The organism is Vibrio sp. YT-19(2023), assembly GCF_033337395.1.
In genome coordinates, this window is sequence record NZ_JAWOQN010000003.1 from 122,738 (window position 1) to 139,599 (window position 16,862).

Annotated in this window: 19 protein-coding genes; 8 read left to right on the forward strand and 11 right to left on the reverse strand. The window is 42.8% G+C overall.

Translation table 11 applies throughout. From position 1 onward, the window contains the following. Positions 1 to 35: 35 nt before the first annotated feature. On the forward strand, positions 36 to 302 hold the full coding sequence (locus R7E78_RS03740) for a DUF2960 domain-containing protein (RefSeq protein ID WP_005377584.1): 267 nt from the start codon (positions 36 to 38) through the stop codon (positions 300 to 302). A gap of 219 nt (positions 303 to 521) precedes the next feature. On the opposite strand, the gene nagK is transcribed toward R7E78_RS03740, so the two are convergent. Together nagK and R7E78_RS03750 are read right to left on the reverse strand one after the other, a co-directional pair. After that, complete coding sequence (gene nagK / locus R7E78_RS03745; RefSeq protein ID WP_005377586.1) at positions 522 to 1,430, reverse strand: N-acetylglucosamine kinase; 909 nt, start codon at positions 1,428 to 1,430, stop codon at positions 522 to 524. Positions 1,431 to 1,605: 175 nt separating this feature from the next. Then, positions 1,606 to 2,355 carry a tRNA-uridine aminocarboxypropyltransferase gene (locus tag R7E78_RS03750; RefSeq protein WP_054730066.1) on the reverse strand — a complete coding sequence of 250 codons (750 nt, stop codon included), beginning with the start codon at positions 2,353 to 2,355 and terminating at the stop codon, positions 1,606 to 1,608. Between the two features lie 140 nt (positions 2,356 to 2,495). Between R7E78_RS03750 and R7E78_RS03755 the strand changes: the two genes are divergently transcribed. Further along, positions 2,496 to 3,311: a sterol desaturase family protein gene (locus tag R7E78_RS03755; protein ID WP_031781345.1), complete on the forward strand. Its 816-nt coding sequence runs from the start codon at positions 2,496 to 2,498 to the stop codon at positions 3,309 to 3,311. Between the two features lie 103 nt (positions 3,312 to 3,414). On the opposite strand, the gene R7E78_RS03760 is transcribed toward R7E78_RS03755, so the two are convergent. The 4 genes from R7E78_RS03760 to R7E78_RS03775 form a co-directional block, all read right to left on the reverse strand. Then, positions 3,415 to 3,633: a hypothetical protein gene (locus R7E78_RS03760; RefSeq protein ID WP_005389537.1), complete on the reverse strand. Its 219-nt coding sequence runs from the start codon at positions 3,631 to 3,633 to the stop codon at positions 3,415 to 3,417. 48 nt (positions 3,634 to 3,681) lie between these two features. Beyond that, a complete protein-coding gene (locus R7E78_RS03765) occupies positions 3,682 to 4,062 on the reverse strand; it encodes a hypothetical protein (protein WP_318057654.1) in 381 nt (126 codons plus the stop codon). Between the two features lie 198 nt (positions 4,063 to 4,260). Then, on the reverse strand, positions 4,261 to 4,674 hold the full coding sequence (locus R7E78_RS03770) for an NUDIX hydrolase (protein WP_053307087.1): 414 nt from the start codon (positions 4,672 to 4,674) through the stop codon (positions 4,261 to 4,263). A 270-nt stretch (positions 4,675 to 4,944) separates the two neighbouring features. Continuing rightward, positions 4,945 to 6,963 carry a methyl-accepting chemotaxis protein gene (locus tag R7E78_RS03775; protein WP_318057655.1) on the reverse strand — a complete coding sequence of 673 codons (2,019 nt, stop codon included), beginning with the start codon at positions 6,961 to 6,963 and terminating at the stop codon, positions 4,945 to 4,947. Between the two features lie 134 nt (positions 6,964 to 7,097). On the opposite strand from R7E78_RS03775, the gene R7E78_RS03780 reads away from it, so the two are divergent. Continuing rightward, the gene (locus R7E78_RS03780; protein WP_258649981.1) at positions 7,098 to 7,592 is read left to right on the forward strand and encodes an NlpC/P60 family protein; all 495 of its coding nucleotides are present in this window, start codon (positions 7,098 to 7,100) and stop codon (positions 7,590 to 7,592) included. Between the two features lie 45 nt (positions 7,593 to 7,637). Here the strand turns inward: R7E78_RS03780 and R7E78_RS03785 are convergent, their stop codons facing one another. The 3 genes from R7E78_RS03785 to R7E78_RS03795 all read right to left on the reverse strand — a co-directional run bounded on the left by R7E78_RS03785 (position 7,638) and on the right by R7E78_RS03795 (position 10,109). Continuing rightward, entirely contained in the window at positions 7,638 to 7,982 is a 345-nt protein-coding gene (locus R7E78_RS03785) for a DUF3802 family protein (protein ID WP_005377620.1), read from the reverse strand. 190 nt (positions 7,983 to 8,172) lie between these two features. Next, a complete protein-coding gene (locus tag R7E78_RS03790; RefSeq protein WP_017634922.1) occupies positions 8,173 to 9,135 on the reverse strand; it encodes a GGDEF domain-containing protein in 963 nt (320 codons plus the stop codon). Then, a complete protein-coding gene (locus tag R7E78_RS03795) occupies positions 9,135 to 10,109 on the reverse strand; it encodes a response regulator (RefSeq protein ID WP_021033872.1) in 975 nt (324 codons plus the stop codon). Before R7E78_RS03795 ends, R7E78_RS03790 begins: the two co-directional genes overlap by 1 nt. Before the next feature lie 224 nt (positions 10,110 to 10,333). On the opposite strand from R7E78_RS03795, the gene R7E78_RS03800 reads away from it, so the two are divergent. Both R7E78_RS03800 and R7E78_RS03805 read left to right on the forward strand, forming a co-directional pair. Then, the gene (locus tag R7E78_RS03800; protein ID WP_047102259.1) at positions 10,334 to 11,200 is read left to right on the forward strand and encodes a fructosamine kinase family protein; all 867 of its coding nucleotides are present in this window, start codon (positions 10,334 to 10,336) and stop codon (positions 11,198 to 11,200) included. A gap of 253 nt (positions 11,201 to 11,453) precedes the next feature. Then, positions 11,454 to 11,648, forward strand: coding sequence for a CPXCG motif-containing cysteine-rich protein (locus R7E78_RS03805; protein WP_047102257.1), 195 nt, complete (start codon positions 11,454 to 11,456; stop codon positions 11,646 to 11,648). A gap of 75 nt (positions 11,649 to 11,723) precedes the next feature. On the opposite strand, the gene R7E78_RS03810 is transcribed toward R7E78_RS03805, so the two are convergent. Next, positions 11,724 to 12,335, reverse strand: a complete 612-nt coding sequence (locus R7E78_RS03810; protein WP_005377625.1) for a riboflavin synthase — start codon at positions 12,333 to 12,335, stop codon at positions 11,724 to 11,726. Between the two features lie 392 nt (positions 12,336 to 12,727). Here R7E78_RS03810 and R7E78_RS03815 point away from each other — a divergent pair, with 392 nt between their 5' ends. Next, a complete protein-coding gene (locus tag R7E78_RS03815) occupies positions 12,728 to 14,098 on the forward strand; it encodes an MATE family efflux transporter (protein WP_005377626.1) in 1,371 nt (456 codons plus the stop codon). Positions 14,099 to 14,232: 134 nt separating this feature from the next. After that, on the forward strand, positions 14,233 to 15,231 hold the full coding sequence (locus R7E78_RS03820; RefSeq protein ID WP_047102254.1) for a DUF3080 domain-containing protein: 999 nt from the start codon (positions 14,233 to 14,235) through the stop codon (positions 15,229 to 15,231). A 15-nt stretch (positions 15,232 to 15,246) separates the two neighbouring features. Here R7E78_RS03820 and R7E78_RS03825 read toward each other — a convergent pair whose 3' ends face one another. Then, complete coding sequence (locus R7E78_RS03825; RefSeq protein ID WP_017634928.1) at positions 15,247 to 16,092, reverse strand: DNA ligase; 846 nt, start codon at positions 16,090 to 16,092, stop codon at positions 15,247 to 15,249. Positions 16,093 to 16,515: 423 nt separating this feature from the next. Between R7E78_RS03825 and R7E78_RS03830 the strand changes: the two genes are divergently transcribed. Next, the gene (locus R7E78_RS03830) at positions 16,516 to 16,836 is read left to right on the forward strand and encodes an STAS domain-containing protein (RefSeq protein WP_017634929.1); all 321 of its coding nucleotides are present in this window, start codon (positions 16,516 to 16,518) and stop codon (positions 16,834 to 16,836) included. The last annotated feature ends 26 nt before the right edge of the window (positions 16,837 to 16,862 follow it).

Sequence of the window (16,862 nt, forward strand, 5' to 3'; positions counted from 1 at the left end):
TTGTTTAATACAGAAACCTTTTCAGAGAGACAGCTATGGCTCGCACCATTCTTTACACTTACAAAGACCAAGACAAAGAACTGACGTTCTCATACCAGCAACACCGCAACATTCAAGAAGCAGTTGCAGAAGCCGAAGGTATCGATATCACTGAGTTCCTAAAGATGGAGCAACAAATCGAAGCAGTGTCTGACACTAAAGCAGTGCGAAACTACCGCGACAACTACTTCAGAAAATTAGGCTTTAGCAAAATCACCCTAGCTCAAAAAGAAAACCTGGGTGTAGGCAAAAAGAACAAATAAGCTTAGCTGCAAACAGAAAACTCACGATTCGTCGTGAGTTTTTTATGCATGCTACTTTTGTTCATGATCCATACCCGAGCATACCGAAATTACTTAGGTATATGAGTTACTTGGGTATACAAGTTACTTCGGTATATAAGTAAAAGCCCCGTTTAACCTTGAAAGTCTAAACGGGGCTTTAAATTTCTTCTTACTTTATATCGAGTAAGGTTTAAGTCATTACTTGATGTTTAAGAACGCAGCGCCGCGTACACCACCTGAATCACCGTGTTTTGCTTTGATGATCTTAGGACACTTAGCCACAGACAATAAGTGTTTAGGGATGCGTTTTGGCATCTCTTCGTAAATCAATTCGAAGTTAGATAAGCCGCCACCAAGTACAACGGTGTGTGGGTCTGTTGCAGTAAACAGGTTTGCAAAGCAGATCGCTAGCAGCTCCATAAAGCGCTCGACGTGCTCTACTGCTTTCTCTTCACCCTCTGCGTGCGCTTTAATAATGTCGATCGCTTTCTTCTCTTCGCCGTAGTAATGCGCGTAAAGAAGCTCGAAACCACGACCAGATAGGTAACTATCTAAACAGCCTTTGTTGCCACAGCCACAGCCAAGTAATGGTGCGTTTTCGCCCAGGTGGAACCATGCGTCGATAGGAAGACGTGTGTGACCCACCTCACCCGCTACGTGGTTGCGGCCAGAGAATACTTTGCCTTCGTAGATAAAGCCGCCACCAAAACCAGTACCAAGGATCAAACCTAGTACAGATGGTTCATCTTGAAGATCTTCGTCCCAGGCTTCAGAAAGCGCGAAACAGTTTGCATCGTTTTCAATTTTTACGCTGCGACCGATTTTAGCTTCTAGATCAGCACGAAGTGGTTTGCCTTTTGCCGCAGGAACGTTAACTGTTAGTACCGTTGCATCATCGGCGTCTTCCATACCTGGTAGGCCAAGACCAATCGTACCTTCACAGCCAAACTCTGTATCGTATTTATTCACCAATTCCGCAATGGTATCAACCAGCAGCTCGTAGTTGTCTGTTGGTGTAGGTACACGTTCCGTCGCTACACGCTCAAGCTTCTCGTTAAATGCACCAAATTCAATTTTAGTGCCACCGACATCAAAGCCGTAATACATGTATTTCTCTCCTAAAAAATGCTTCAAACGACTCTCAAAAATGGCTAGAGTCAAAAGTATAAACTGATGGCATTATCCATATCTGTACGCCTGCAAACCGTGACCGAATGCAGATTTATCCCCTCACCGAAGCCAGTTGAACAACATACCATCAACAAAAGCTCATTCCTTAGAGTCAGCTCTCGGTTTTCATCCACTCTTTGAAACGTTTCAAGTGTGGCTGGTTAGGGTCGCTTTTGACTCGAGTCTTGCTCAGCATGTAAGTTTCTCTGAAGGCTTCAAACCACAATTGAAGGCATTCCGCAGCTTTAGGCTCACCAGCTTGTTTTAAAACTAATGTCGCGACTTCGGCGGTTGAAAGATGCTGATCATTCTCGGAGCGGCGCATGATGTATTCAGACAGAGATTCCGGCTCAATGGAAAGCACAGGCAAAGATTTAAGAAAATCAGAACGACGGAATATCTTTCGTGCCTCACGCCAGCTACCATCAATAAAGATCAGCAACAATTTTTTGTTCTCGACATCTTCTTTTACCAATCGCCCTGGCTCTAGATCTTCAATTAAACGAGAGGGATCATCCACATAGTCTGCAGGAAATACAATCACCGGTTGATAACTGTCATCCTGTAGTAGCGCTAGCATCTCTTCAGACGGTTCTGTTCGGTTCCATTGATACACGTAAGTCTCTTGAATCGTATCAGCGATTAGACGACCGGTATTACTTGGCTTAAACACTTCGTTTTCAGAAACAATCAACATACATGCAATATTGGCCTTGATGTTTGGCTGAAGGTCGCACAAACAGTGTTGCTCAGAAACCTGGCAATATTGGCAACGAACCACTTTACATCCACGCGCGTTGAAAGGCTTGGTTGAGATAGATTGTCGGTACTGATATAAACGGTGGAAAGCGTGAATTCTCATGGTAAGTAATGCCAAGTAAAAAGTAGAGCGCGATTCTACTGATATTATGGCTTCGCCTCAAGATAAGCCCATCAGCAGTGTGTTGAAATAATTTCACTCTTATCTCGGTCATAGATAAAGAAATAAATAAGGGAATGACAGTGACAGAAACGACATTTCAAGAACCCTCATGGCTCAGATTAGGCTTTTTCCTTGGCGTATTATTGCTTTGTGCCATTTGGGAAAACAAATTGCCTAGAAAAACACTGACCGCTTCGCGCAGGTTTCGCTGGGTCAATAACTTGTCATTGGTCGCTTTTAACAGCCTAGTTATTGCTTTAATCATGCCTATCGCCGCCTTTCAAGCTGCGGTCATAGCTCAGGAGCAACAGTGGGGGCTGCTCAATATTCTGTCCCTCCCCGCTTGGTTAAATATTTTTCTAACCGTCATTTTGCTTGATTTCGTCATTTACGCTCAGCATGTTGTCTTTCATCATGTAAAGCCGCTGTGGAAGATTCACCGAATGCATCACGCCGATCTCGACATAGACGTCACTACAGGCGCACGCTTTCATCCCTTCGAAATAATCATTTCAATGGGAGTAAAAATTGCAGCCGTGTTTATCTTAGGTGTTTCACCTATCGGAATTGTGGTATTTGAAATTGTGCTTAATGCGAGCGCGATGTTTAATCACAGTAATGCAAAACTGGCTTTATCCATAGACCAAAAACTGCGAAACGTCATCGTTACACCAGACATGCATCGCGTACACCATTCAGTGATAGTAAAAGAGACCCACTCAAACTTTGGTTTTTTCCTTTCAGTTTGGGACCGCTTTTTTGGGACATACCGAGCTCAGCCTAAGTTGGGTCATGATGATGTTGTTATTGGTGTGCCGGAAATTAGAGACGAAGAAGAGCAAAGATTAGATAAGCTTTTAACGCAGCCCTTTCGCTACAATAAAGAGAAGAAGTAATGGTTGAAAAAATATTGTTGGATGAAGTATGTCAACAAAACGAATAGACCAAGCCTAAACCCCTGTTAAACACTACTTCATCCTCATGATGTGTAAGAACAGATTAGTTTTCTGCTAGCTGACGCTTTTTGTTTAACTGAGTAATACCAACAAATAAACCAACAACACCAAGCACTGCACATGCCAAAGCATTGGTGTTCATTACTTGCTGTGCCTCTATTGAGCTGTATAGAAAAGCAAGGCTGAAGAAAGTGGTGGCAAAGCTCAAACCTGTCAGTACGCTGAAACCAGCAAAACTGGCCAAGTCTTTAAAATCGTTCATAACGAGTCCCTGTTTACAATCCTTAATCGAGTGTTGTGAAAATAATAATTAACGAAATATTTGGCGCGATTGACTATGTTTTCGCGCATTCCATAACCAGATAGATACCCCAAATGAGAACCCTAAAAACAGTGTCTTCATTTGTAGGGCGACGTTGTTATCTAATATTTCTAATGTATAGTGAGCGTGGGAACTAAAGATAACATTGGTTATAAGAATCAATAACATAACGACTAGGCCAGAGCGGCGATGCTTGACCAATAGATACGCTGCTAATAAGTCCAATAGTCCCAAAGCGCTCCAATACATATTCAACCAGCGTGGCGCAAAATCGTGAGGTAAAAAGCCACCAACAATGTTGTCATAAAGATGAACCACTCCGCCAACTGTCATAAAAAGGCATAAGAGAAACACGACGAATTTATCCATTACCGTTTCCTTATCTGAATGAATGAGCAAAGCATATAGAAGTCACTTAAACATTTGTAATCCCATCGCCATTTTTGAGATCGACAGTGCCATTATCAACACGATGAGAACAGTAACGGCTGCTCTACCTTCTTTATTTAGCATAGTGTTTGCTTTGTCATTGTCCCAAATCCGCCAATGCAACGACAGAATCCTCCTTTAAATCACGCCTTGGTTTATCAACTCTCGTACCTTTTCCAGCCCGCGCTGAAACACAGTATGTGCATTCGCGGGAAGGCCGCTCTCGACATCGTGCCAGAAGAACGCGAAATCATGTCCACCATCGTCTTGCGTATGAAACAGCCATGAATTAGCGAGGTCAGCACACTCACACAAAACAAAATGCCATACTTGATTTTGAAAGCCACTGTCCCATGAGCATAAATATCGTGCGGAACGAACATGTGTGATACCAGACTCCTCAGCGAGCTCCCGCTTGGCCGCTATGATGTAACTTTCATCAAACACTTCAACAGTGCCCTTGACGAGCTGAACACCCGCCAACGGATGTTTAAAAAGTAGGATCTCTTGATTTTGATTACGTAGAACGACGGGGCAAACTTTATCGATCACAAAACCACTCCTTCTTATGGCTTTAGCTTTCTCTGGATATAAAAAAATCGCATGAAGCTGCATGATTCATTCCTTTGAATTCTGGCGACATTCTAGTCAACGAGTCCCTCGAACAAAGCATTAACATCACGTTGTGATAACTAAACCCTTTAGAAATGAACGAGATGAGATGTAACTCACTTTTGCAATGCAAATAGGAGCCATTAAATGAGTAGCCGTAACAAAAAAGCAGAACCGAGGTTCTGCTTTTAGTCGGTGGAAACATCTCATTTACTTGGTCTGATGAAGCTCATACTTGTGCAGCATTGCTTGCTGGTGCCCAGCAATTTCCGCCACTTGCTCAGAACTCTCAACCATAGACTCAAGCTGCAGCTTTGTGCGTTCGCCAAGATCAGAAATATGTGTGATGGATTGAGATACATCTGCCGTCGCTCGTTCTTGTTCTTCTGTAGCAACTGAGATTTGCTCAACACGTTCTTGAATGTACTTAACCGCGAGGTTGATATCAGAGAATGTCGATTTCACTTCATTGCTGGACTGTAGCGCGTGGGTCATTTCTTCTCTTGAATCATTGACTGCTTGACGCGAACGCTCTGCGGCAGTAATAAGCTCGCTCATCATTTCTCGGATGTTCGTAGTTTGTTGAGAGGTATCACTTGCAAGTTTGCGAACTTCATCAGCGACAACCGCAAATCCACGCCCTTGCTCACCAGCACGGGCAGCCTCTATTGCCGCGTTGAGAGCAAGTAAGTTGGTGTTGTCCGCGATCCCACTGATCATATCCACCATTTCACGAATCTGTTTAACACGCTGGTCTAGCTCTAACATTGACTGTTCATTTACATCCAAAGAGCTTTCTAATGACTCCAAACGTTCGCGGTTTTGTTCCACGACTTGAACCCCTTTTTCAGTGTGTTGGGTTGCAAGGAGCGAGTCCTGTGAAGATGCATTTGTCACCATTGCTATTTCACGAATAGAGGCTTCAAGCTGCGTTATGGTCGTGATCATACTCGACAACGCTTCATTTTGTGTTGCCAACCCATCACTTGTTTGTTCGGCTGCACTGTGACTTACTTCTGCCGTCTGATAAAGCGTTTCACAATTGCGCGTCACCGTTTGAATGGAGTCATGTGTGGAATCGATTACTTGATTCAACTTTCGTGCTACTTCTTTCAGCTCATAGGGGCCAACTTCTTCTGCCTTGTCACGAAAATCATGTTCGGTAAGTGCTGAAAGACGCGTTAGTACATTCCTTAACCCTCGGTTTGTCCATGACTTGAGACTAAACCAAGTAACCAGAATAATAAAAGAAATCACACACGCCGCAAACACGAGCACAACGCTCACCGATTCAATGGTCTCGTTGACCACCCGCTCCTTTTCATCGATCAACTGACCAGCGGTTTGGGAGATTTGATCAAGTAACCGCATGGTTTCATCCGCAAGCATCGAAGCCTGTTTAAACTCTGAACGTTGCAATTCCCCTTGTTCTAGTTTGGCGAGGATCAAACGCAGCACGCCCTTTTCACTAAAGCCTTGTTTCACCATCTCATATGGTGCGGTTAAGCTTGCATATTCACTTACTTCAGGATGGAAAGATTGGAAGTCTTCATAGGCGAGTTTAATACCTGCTATGCGATTTCGCATTTCTCGGTATTCTTTTTCGGCTTTGTTTAATTCTGAGTGCATCATCATGACTAAGAACGTACTTTCCATTGAGCTTGCAGAAGCAATGAAACGGTTAGCGGCATCGCTCGACTCAGGATTATCAGCACTAAGGAACGAACTGATTCGATTCATTTCCGGGCCGATAGAGCTAAGCCCATAGCGAAAACCACCAACAGCGGCATCAATATCCATTTGAATTTGTATCACCGAAGATTGCTTCAACAAAATGGACTGCGTGATGTTATGTAAACGCGCTAGTTTGGTGTCTAACTCCTCCGAGAGTTGCTGAGCTACACCAGACGCTTTCACAACCAAAGTTGTGCTTTGAGTTGCAAGAGAGTCGATTTGCTCTTTTATGAGAGGCAACTCTTTCGGCTCAGTAATCTGCATACCATGGTTGAGTAGCTTAACCATCTCCAATACATTCCTGGTTAACTTTGCGTTTGCCATCGCGATGGGTAATGCTTTTTGCGACAAGTCTTCAAATTGTTCCTCTACCTGTTCCATTCCTTTGAAACTTGAGACAGAAAGGGCTATAACAAGAGCAATGATAGTTAAAAATGTTGCACTGACAGCCTGAATCAGTGAAAGTGATGTGCGTGAGCGTTTTCGCTTTGCCATAATCAATTTTTATTCTTTCTTAAGGTTGAATCGGTTCTGCAGTGATTCCGTCACATTTGTGAGACAAAACCGTGATTTGCAGCCCATACTATGGATTGGTTATGACACTAATATTTCAGTTGTGAGTCATAGAGATGACAGGTGGTGATTTGCGTCGAGTATATTTTCCTTTGATAGTCAGTGTGCTACTAAGCGCCTGCTCTTCTGGGCCTGAGCCTAGTGAGCAAGCACAGGTGACAACACCTACAAATCAGCTATTGTCGGACAACCCAGACTTGTTCGACTTTTACACAGAGTGGCACGGCACGCCTTATCGCTTAGGCGGGACACAGAAATCTGGAATTGATTGCTCAGCATTTGTACAAAAAGCGTTTGTTGAGGCTTATCAGCTCTCGTTACCAAGGACAACGAGGCAGCAATCAAAGCAAGGTGTGGAGTTAAGTTGGACGGATGCCAAGCAAGGGGATCTAGTGTTTTTTAAAACAAGACGTACAACTTATCATGTCGGAATTTACTTGGGTAACAAGCAGTTCATGCATGCATCGACGTCTAGAGGTGTGATTATTTCAAGAATCGACAACCCATACTGGGCATCTAAGTTTTGGCAAATAAGAAGAGTTACAATGTAACTCTTCTCACTCTTTAACCGGACATTGCTGTAAGTTAAAACAATATCAGTCGTAAGTCGCAACAGCATTATCGAACAGATTTTTGACCAGAGCGATGTATTCATCAAGGAACGTGATCTGTTCATTGGTCGCTTTTTTATGCCATACCCCAGCCAATATCTCACCAAGATCTTCAACAACTGCATCAGCCTCTTTCAACAATTTGAAGCGTACGCTCGAGTGAAGTTCTGGATTTTGCTCAAAAATCGCCATGATGTTTGAAGCCACCATATCGGTGACAACATCTTCGATGCTTTCGGATCCAGTGTCGCCAATTTCGGTCGTAAAAATATCTAGATTTAGAGACAAGTGCTCGATAAGAGCGAGATATCCATCGGTTTCTAAAACCACTGTTTTTCTCCGTTTATTGCAAGCCTTCGAAGCTGAAAGCAGAATAGTTTCAATAGTAAGACATGCCGAGAAAATTTCATTAACTTATTTCATATTAACAAACATTCACGAACCAACTGGATGATTTTCAAACAATTGAGCTTTGCTTCACTGAATTCGGATACAGGGTTTCTTCAAACCTTTTTATATTTCAGCCATTTTCATGCAAACAGGTTTGGTTACGACCATTTTCTTTTGCACGATACAGCGCAGCATCGGCACTCTTTAACCATTGAGTGTGAGTTTCAAAATAAGGCTTATACTCGCAAACACCAATACTTATCGTGTAATTAATCAAAAAATCTTCCACTTTCACGATCTCTTGCTCAATTCTTTTGCGCAAACGCTCTGCGAAATAGCAAGCTTGCTCCTGGTTTGTGTGAGGAAGTAGTACCGTAAACTCTTCACCACCAAAACGACCGCAGATATCACTGCTCCTTGCTGTTTTTCTCAACAATGCAGAGGTTCGACGAATGACTTCGTCCCCTGTCGGGTGACCATAAGTATCATTCACCTTCTTAAAGTGGTCGATATCGAATATTACTAATGAGCATGGTCCGTCGATAACTTTTAAGTGAGCAAACTCATCTTTCAATGATTGCTCCCAATAAGCGCGATTAAATAAACCTGTTAAACCATCTTTGCGACTGATTTCCGACAAATGTTGATTTGTTTCTTTCAAATGAATGCGATTTCTCGCAGTTTCAGAAACATCATTGACTTGAATCGCTATGTGGCTGACCTCTCCTGAGAGCCCAATTAACGGCGTGATCACGATATCTTGATACATAAAATCACTGCTGTTTGAAACCGGAGAAAAATTGTTGAACTTAAAAAGGTACGGTCGGTTTTCCCAGCTAGAAAAAGAACGAGTTTCCAGATCGGCGGCTGCTTTTATCTTGGTTTCTAGCCAAGTTCTTGGCAGCTCTTCAAAATGCTCAAATAAACATTCACCAAGAATTTCTTGTGATAGAACGCCACTGTATGACTGCATAAAACTGTTCCACACACATACTTTATACTCTTGATCCAAAACAATAAGCCCTGAATCCATCGTATCGAGAATTTGTGTGACCCAATGAAAGTCTGCTATGTCCAGCGTGATATCGGACATTAGATTAGCTCCATGATTTCATAGATAATTTCTACGGATGGCTTATCAATTAAAAACAGTACCTCGCACTCGAAATCGAGCGCTTCTGCCATGTAGGTGTATTCGATAGTAAAGAGCTCACCCAACTCGCCTTGCTCTTCACAATAAGGTGTTAAGGTATCCACAATGCCTGGCTGACGAAGTGAGAACTGCTTGTCGAGTTGATCGCCTAACGACGTGAGAAATGACGAAACCAGTAGGTTAGAGATATTCAAGATGATTTCATTATGAGGCGTAAACTCAAGGAGGTAACCTAATTTTTCCCCAATCTGATTGATATCCCTACCACGTAAGCACACCAGTGCCTCCCCGTGAATACCGCCACCGACAAACCTCTGCGCTACCGCAACGGAACTGTCACGCCCAACCACATCAACCAGTGTCATATGAAGCTCGCCGTAGGACAAAGGTCCAACATGAGGAACAGGAAGTTGGATGAATTCATGTAAATGGTCAGCCATAATCGCAGCCCCTTTACCAAGGGCAATGTTCGCAATTTCACGGAATTTGGCTAGTAAGGAAAGCTCTTCGCAACCCTGGTTTTTAGAATCAACCGAATGACTAGGTTTGAACGCATAATGCAGCCCTAATTGTTCGTATAGTGGGAGCACCTGCTCTTCTGTCAGAGGCTTAGCGATAAAAGCTTGAGCACCAAGATCGAGACAGCGCTGTTTTGCCTCTTGTTGAACATCTCCAGAAATAATGACGATTTTGGTCGGGTACTGACTAACAGGTAATGATTCGAGGACCTCAAAACCATCCATTATGGGCATCGTTAAATCGAGAAACAAAATATCGATATTTTGCTCAGCAAGAATATTAAGCGCCTCATAACCATCTTGCGCTTCAATAAGATGCAATGATGTATCTTGTACGATAGAACGCGCAATAAGCTTTCTTGCAACAGCTGAGTCATCACATATCAGTATTTTCATGCCACCAATGGAACTAACGTCAAAAAAATCATAATACCTGTTGTAAACGTTCATCTCCATATGCTAAGCCAACAAATCAGAGGCTTATAAGCGATTTGATTCACATTTATACAAATTGACTACACTAAGAGGAAGGTTTCTTTACTAAGTATGCTCAACATAGCGCCAACTCCCTGCTATTTATCCTAAACTATTGGTGGTCAAATAGATTCGCGAGGTTTTGTATGTGGCAAGCAATATCGCAACAGCTTTCTGATACTTTATTGTTCGATTACCAGATCACGGAAAAAGTAAGGCTGTCTGGTGGGGATATCAGTGAAAGCTACATGATCAATGATGGCGAGCAACGTTATTTTGTGAAAATTAACGATCGCGAGTTTTTGTCTAAATTTGAGGTAGAAGCTGAAAGCCTGCATCTTTTGCGTGAAACATCCACCCTATTTGTACCTGAGGTGGTATTGGTTGGTAAAACCAAAAATGCCTCATTCCTAATTCTTAACTACCTTCCAACGAAACCATTAGAAGATGGTCCCAACAGCTTTAAATTTGGGCAGCAATTAGCTCACCTACACCAGTGGGGCGAGCAGAAAGAGTTTGGTTTTGATACCGACAACTATCTCGGTTCGACTCTACAGCCCAACAAATGGCACAAGAAATGGTGTGTATTCTTTGCTGAGCAACGCATAGGATGGCAATTACAGCTCCTTAAAGAAAAAGGCGTCACCTTGGTTGATATCGATGACTTTATCGACGTCGTAAAACAGCGGCTAGCAAACCATGCTCCGGAACCTTCTTTGTTGCATGGCGATTTATGGAATGGAAATGCGGCACTCACTGCATTCGGTCCTATCTGTTACGATCCTGCATGCTATTGGGGGGACAGGGAGTGTGATATTGCGATGACAGAGCTTTTTGGTGGATTTCAACCAGAATTTTATCAAGGCTACGAATCGGTTATACCACTTTCTTCAAGCTATGAAGAGCGTAAAGATATCTATAACCTTTACCATGTTCTCAACCATTGTAATTTGTTTGGCGGCCATTACTTGGAACAGGCTCAACTGGTTATTAATAAAATCATTTCTTATTAATTTGGAAGCCACTGCATATTTCAAGATGTAAAATCTCGAGGCACATCACTACAGAAAATCACCCTAAGCTCAAGGTTGAGTTTGGGGTCAAGTTTTGTACTTATTTCGACTCAATTAGCAACAACTCGACCTAATATCAAAGGAGACTTAACTTTGGATTGTGCCTATTTTCCTTGTAGGCAAAGTAAGTAAAGGGCTGTACTTCCTTGATGAATAGTGTGTTTAAAAGCCCTGCGAGATTAGGAGTTGTTGTATGAAAAATTATACCGAAAGGTATGTAAAGTGCCCGCATTGCGGACATTCTATCAGCATTACATTAGATGCAAGTAATGGTGACCAAGAATTTTATGATGATTGCCCAGCTTGTTGCCACGCTATCCACCTAAATATGCGAGTGGATGAGCTACAAGACAAGGTCGAACTATTTATCGATGACAATTACGAATAGCAGCTCGAGCATGTGAACATCAGAAATATAAAAACGCTTAAATGAAAAAGGAGCACTCGGCTCCTTTTTCTCATTCTAAAGCTGTTTTGCTGCAAGAACGCGCTCAACAGTATCAACAATTGCTTGAGTCTGAGGATCAAACTCAATATTAACACGCTCCCCTACTTGTCTCACTCCGAAAAGCGTTCGCTGCAAGGTTTCTGGAATTAGGTGTACCGAAAAACGACACGCTTCAACTTCACCAATAGTTAGCGAGCAGCCATCTAAACCAATGTAACCTTTCGCTAATACATATTTCATTGATTCTTGCGGCAGTTGGAACCAAATCGTGCGGTTATTGGGCGTATCGATGATATCGACAATATCTGCCGTTAAACTAATATGACCAGACATGCTATGCCCGCCTATTTCGTCACCAAACTTAGCCGCGCGCTCAATGTTTACGCTATCCCCTTCCACCAGCCGACCTAAATTAGTAAGAGCCAATGTCGCTTGCATTAAATCAAAACTGATAAGGTTGCCTTCGATCTTAGTCACAGTTAGACAACATCCGTTGTGTGCAACGGATGCACCAATTTCTAACCCTTTACAAAGTTCATCGCTTAACTCGACAACGTGCGTTTGAAAGCGTTCTTTTTTATCAATTTTAACGACCTTCGCCGTACCCTGAACTATTCCTGTAAACATTTCTTTTTACCTATTGATTTAATACCAACTGTAGTCGAAGACTAAGCCCTAAACACTGCGCTACAGGTCGGAAATAAAGACCGCAGACGATAAAGCCATGGCTTAATGAACACTGGTTTGTTCTCATGCATGCTTCAACATTACCATGATTCGCTGCTGTTCTCAGTAAAAGCGTATCCTTAGCGTGGAGAGCGTCCAGTCAGTGTTATCGACTATTCGCTACCTAGCTATGGAATATGAACATACAATTGTTTATCATTTGCGCGGAGTTTCTCCGAGGCATTTTTTCACCTTATCGTGACTAAAATCAACCATCAGATCCGTTCACCACATCTTTTGCCCTCGAGTACTCTCATTCTTTCAACTTATTGTTCCGCTCTGGAGTATTTTTCGTGCATCGCTATAAAGAAGAAGCATCAAGTCTTATCAAATTGGCGACCCCGGTATTGATCGCATCTGTCGCTCAAACTGGTATGGGGTTTGTTGATACCGTAATGGCTGGCGGCGTTAGCGCCACCGACATGGCTGCGGTTTCTGTCGCTTCAAGTATTTGGCTACCATCCATTTTGTTTGGGGTGGGTTTATTAATGGCATTGGTCCCTGTTGTCGCACAGTTAAATGGCTCTGGTCGTCGAGTGAAAATCCCGTTTGAAATTCAGCAAGGCGTCGTTTTGGCATTGCTGATCAGTGTGCCGATAATTGCAGTCCTGCTTCAAACCCAGTTTATTCTCGGGCTGATGGATGTTGAAGCACTGATGGCTGAAAAAACGGTGGGATACATTCATGCCGTTATATTAGCAGTACCCGCTTTTTTACTTTTCCAAACGCTTAGAAGCTTTACGGATGGTATGTCATTGACGAAACCGGCAATGGTTATTGGCTTTATCGGTTTGCTGCTCAACATTCCTCTAAACTGGATTTTCGTGTACGGCAAGTTTGGTGCACCTGAATTAGGCGGTGTTGGCTGTGGTGTCGCAACCACGATTGTTTACTGGGTCATGTTTGCCATGCTATTGCTGTATGTGATGACATCAGAGCGATTGAAAAGCATCAACCTATTTGGAGAATGGCATCGCCCACAATGGAAAGCGCAAGTTCGTCTATTCAAGCTCGGCTTTCCTGTTGCAGCAGCGCTGTTTTTTGAAGTGACACTGTTTGCTGTTGTTGCACTGCTCGTTTCACCACTGGGTCCTATCATTGTGGCAGCGCATCAAGTCGCGATTAACTTCTCCTCGTTGGTATTTATGCTACCAATGAGTATTGGTGCAGCAGTAAGCATTCGTGTCGGCCATCGACTTGGTGAAGAAAACGTAGATGGCGCGCGCGTAGCGTCACGAGTCGGCATTATGGTTGGTCTAGCTTTGTCCGTTCTCACAGCGATTTTAACCGTCTTGTCTCGTGAGTGGATCGCCGAGCTTTACACTAGCAACCCAGAGGTAATCACTCTAGCGATGCACCTGCTCGTGTTTGCCGCTGTTTATCAATGTACGGATGCGGTTCAAGTGATCGCAGCTGGTGCATTACGCGGCTATAAAGACATGCGAGCTATCTTCAACCGTACTTTTATTGCTTATTGGATTCTTGGGCTGCCAATTGGTTACGTCCTTGGCCGTACAGACTGGATTGTCGAGCCAATGGGAGCACAAGGCTTCTGGCTTGGTTTTATCATCGGCCTATCTTCAGCGGCCTTTATGTTAGGCGTCAGAATGCGTTGGATGCATCGCCAAGAGCCAGAAGTGCAATTGAACTTTTCAGTTCAATAAAAAGTAAAAAAAGCCAGCATCCGCTGGCTTTTTTGATCGAATAATCACACGGTTGAGTATACTTATAACAAGATTACAAAGCGGTTGATTTTGCTCTCTAGACAACGGATACGAAGTTAGAAAAAAGGATATTTGTGCGGTCTATTTTATTGTTCTTAATCTTGATTCTTAATGGTTGTGATAACTGGTTCAATCCAGAGAACGCCATGTTTGATAAGTATCATCAACGTGTAGCCAATGTATTGGACGTTCCTGCTATTCCAATAACACTACAGTCTACGGTAACGATTCCTGCGAAACGCGTTTTGTTCGAGCCATTGCCAAGGCTATCTATTGGCCTGCTAGAGAGCTATCAATTACGACAGTGCGGACTCTTTAATTTACTTGCCGAGAAAAACTCACAACTTGGCAAGGTGCAGGATGCCTTTCATGATTTTGATTATCAAACTGCCCTTTTAAGAGTCATGAATCGATGTTTATCCGAATTTCCACTTAGCGATGAAGAACGCGCGACATTGGCAGAGCTTTACGCAACCAAGTGGCAACATTTAGACATTCATCTCGACAACTTACTACTCGTAAGTGACGCCATGCAAAAGCAACTAACTGCCTCTGATTGGCTATCTCAAAATACGACGAATGATATTGCACGCATTAACGATGTCTATCGTATTTTCAGCGAAATGTATGATTTACCCCACCGCGCCGTCTCACGTCTACCCGATGTAGAAGTTACGCAATATCAAGAAGAGTTAGAGAAATCTCGTTTACTCGGACGACTTTACTATTCAATGGTAAATACATCCCTTTGGTTAAAAGCGACAACTCAGCTACTTGAGCAGAACCAGAGCAATGTATTGTGCGGGCCGAACAGAGACACCACTCAGTTCCGCTACTTAAGAAATGTCTTTCAATCCATTTACGTTGAAGAAGTGCAACCTTATTTGGCTTATTTAGACAGTACCTATCAACAACTTAATGATGGTGCCACTTTGGTGGAGAACCGTATGCAACTCCATGGTCACCAGTATGGCATAATTGAGGCACATAGGACATTTAGGCAAGAAACCCTAAACCACGTTCAGTTTTGGCAGGGTCTCTTCAAACGATGTGGCGTAACCGTTGGCAACTAGTAAGTGCAGAGCGTTCTATTCCTTCAACCTTTCACGCAAGAATCGAGCAAAACGCGGTTTACCAGTATGTGTAAAACCGTTATATCTAAATGTAATGGTTGAACCAATTTTCGGAGGCTGGCGACGCACTTCATCGGTAAATCCGCTACCGATGTAAAACTCAATGCCATTTGGTAAGCGAACTAACATTGCTCCCATCATACCTAATAAGCGCCCTGTTCCTGGCTTATAACCCACAACTAACGCTTCATCATCTGCGTATCGTTTTAGTTTAAGCAAATCACTACCGCGTCCAGCCTGATAGCGGCTTGATACCTTCCGCAACATCACCCCTTCACCGTCGGATATTGAAATTTTATCCAACTGTGTAAACAGATGAGCTTCATTTTGAATCGCTCGGTGCTCGACATATTTGATATGAGGCTGGTCGACTTCAAGCACTAAATCTTTGATGTTGTAATAACGCTTCCGATAATCACCAGCGGAATATGGCATATCAAAGATCATAAAGTCGATGTGTCGCCAAGCAGACTCTACAGGAGTTTTATCTAATACCGTTTGCTGAACAAGATGGAAGTTACCTCTCCCAGCCCAAAGTTCACCGTCCAACGGATAATCAGGCAAAGGTCCTGTAAACCAGTCTGGGGCGTAGATTCGATTACCATTTCTCGTCACGAGATGTTGCCCAGTCCAATAAGCGCGAACACCATCAAGTTTTTCGCTATACCAATATTCAGACACATCAATGCCATCCTGATAGCTTTGTGCAAGAGAAACTGGTGGTGCGAGAGACGTATCCGCTTGAGGCTGTGAAGACGCTGCCATAACAGCCAGCGCAATTAATGTCATTTTTAATGGCATAAGAAGACCTTGTACAAAAAATCGCCTTTATTGAAACGTAAGTCCTCTCGATGACCTATTTATTACTAGTTATTCTTCGACTCATAACAATCAACATTAGTAATAATTTGCAAAGATAATCATAAACTTTAGACAGGTTTTGCATTTAGTCGTTACACATTATTCTCGTATGGCGGATGGTTCGTCAATCGAGTTGGAATCTAATCATGACGTGCCTCCCCCGGTCTAACGACTTCTTTCGGCTCAAAACCTCTTATAAGCAAACCATTTCTCTGTGCGTTTTTGATTCTCAATTTGAGAATCAGTCCTTTCTCAAATTGAACAATATCATTAACAATATTTAACTATTTGATTTTTAATTAATTTCAAATTGGCACGTTACCTGCTCTATATCCAATTAGAAAAACAAACGGAGACAGAGTCATGGAATTACGCAAACTAGAAATCAATCAAGACAAGTTAGCCATTGAGTTTTTTGGTGACTTAGACGCAAGTGGCTGTCGACAAGCACAACATCACATTGACGAAGTAATTCACAACAATCATCACAAAGAAGTCGAAATTAACCTACAGCACGTCCAATTTCTTGATTCTTCAGGGATTGGTGCCATTGTTTACTTATATAAGCGTCTAGTTGAACGTGAAAGAAGCATGAGTATTGAAAACGTATCAGGCCAACCTTTAGAAATCATGAGCTTGCTTCGTATCAACCATGCCATTCCCGTTAACTCAAAAGGACACTAAAAATACCGGTTTAAACGGAGGTTGGC

Excerpts from the sequence above, each read along its gene's own strand:
- R7E78_RS03750 (WP_054730066.1), bottom strand. The coding sequence starts at position 2,355 with ATGAGAATTCACGCTTTCCACCGTTTATATCAGTACCGACAATCTATC.
- R7E78_RS03800 (WP_047102259.1), top strand. The coding sequence starts at position 10,334 with ATGTGGCAAGCAATATCGCAACAGCTTTCTGATACTTTATTGTTCGAT.
- nagK (WP_005377586.1), bottom strand. The coding sequence starts at position 1,430 with ATGTATTACGGCTTTGATGTCGGTGGCACTAAAATTGAATTTGGTGCA.
- R7E78_RS03780 (WP_258649981.1), top strand. The coding sequence starts at position 7,098 with ATGACAGGTGGTGATTTGCGTCGAGTATATTTTCCTTTGATAGTCAGT.
- R7E78_RS03765 (WP_318057654.1), bottom strand. The coding sequence starts at position 4,062 with ATGGATAAATTCGTCGTGTTTCTCTTATGCCTTTTTATGACAGTTGGC.
- R7E78_RS03790 (WP_017634922.1), bottom strand. The coding sequence starts at position 9,135 with ATGTCCGATATCACGCTGGACATAGCAGACTTTCATTGGGTCACACAA.
- R7E78_RS03760 (WP_005389537.1), bottom strand. The coding sequence starts at position 3,633 with ATGAACGATTTTAAAGACTTGGCCAGTTTTGCTGGTTTCAGCGTACTG.
- R7E78_RS03740 (WP_005377584.1), top strand. The coding sequence starts at position 36 with ATGGCTCGCACCATTCTTTACACTTACAAAGACCAAGACAAAGAACTG.
- R7E78_RS03810 (WP_005377625.1), bottom strand. The coding sequence starts at position 12,335 with ATGTTTACAGGAATAGTTCAGGGTACGGCGAAGGTCGTTAAAATTGAT.
- R7E78_RS03830 (WP_017634929.1), top strand. The coding sequence starts at position 16,516 with ATGGAATTACGCAAACTAGAAATCAATCAAGACAAGTTAGCCATTGAG.
- R7E78_RS03775 (WP_318057655.1), bottom strand. The coding sequence starts at position 6,963 with ATGGCAAAGCGAAAACGCTCACGCACATCACTTTCACTGATTCAGGCT.
- R7E78_RS03795 (WP_021033872.1), bottom strand. The coding sequence starts at position 10,109 with ATGAAAATACTGATATGTGATGACTCAGCTGTTGCAAGAAAGCTTATT.
- R7E78_RS03825 (WP_017634928.1), bottom strand. The coding sequence starts at position 16,092 with ATGCCATTAAAAATGACATTAATTGCGCTGGCTGTTATGGCAGCGTCT.
- R7E78_RS03805 (WP_047102257.1), top strand. The coding sequence starts at position 11,454 with ATGAAAAATTATACCGAAAGGTATGTAAAGTGCCCGCATTGCGGACAT.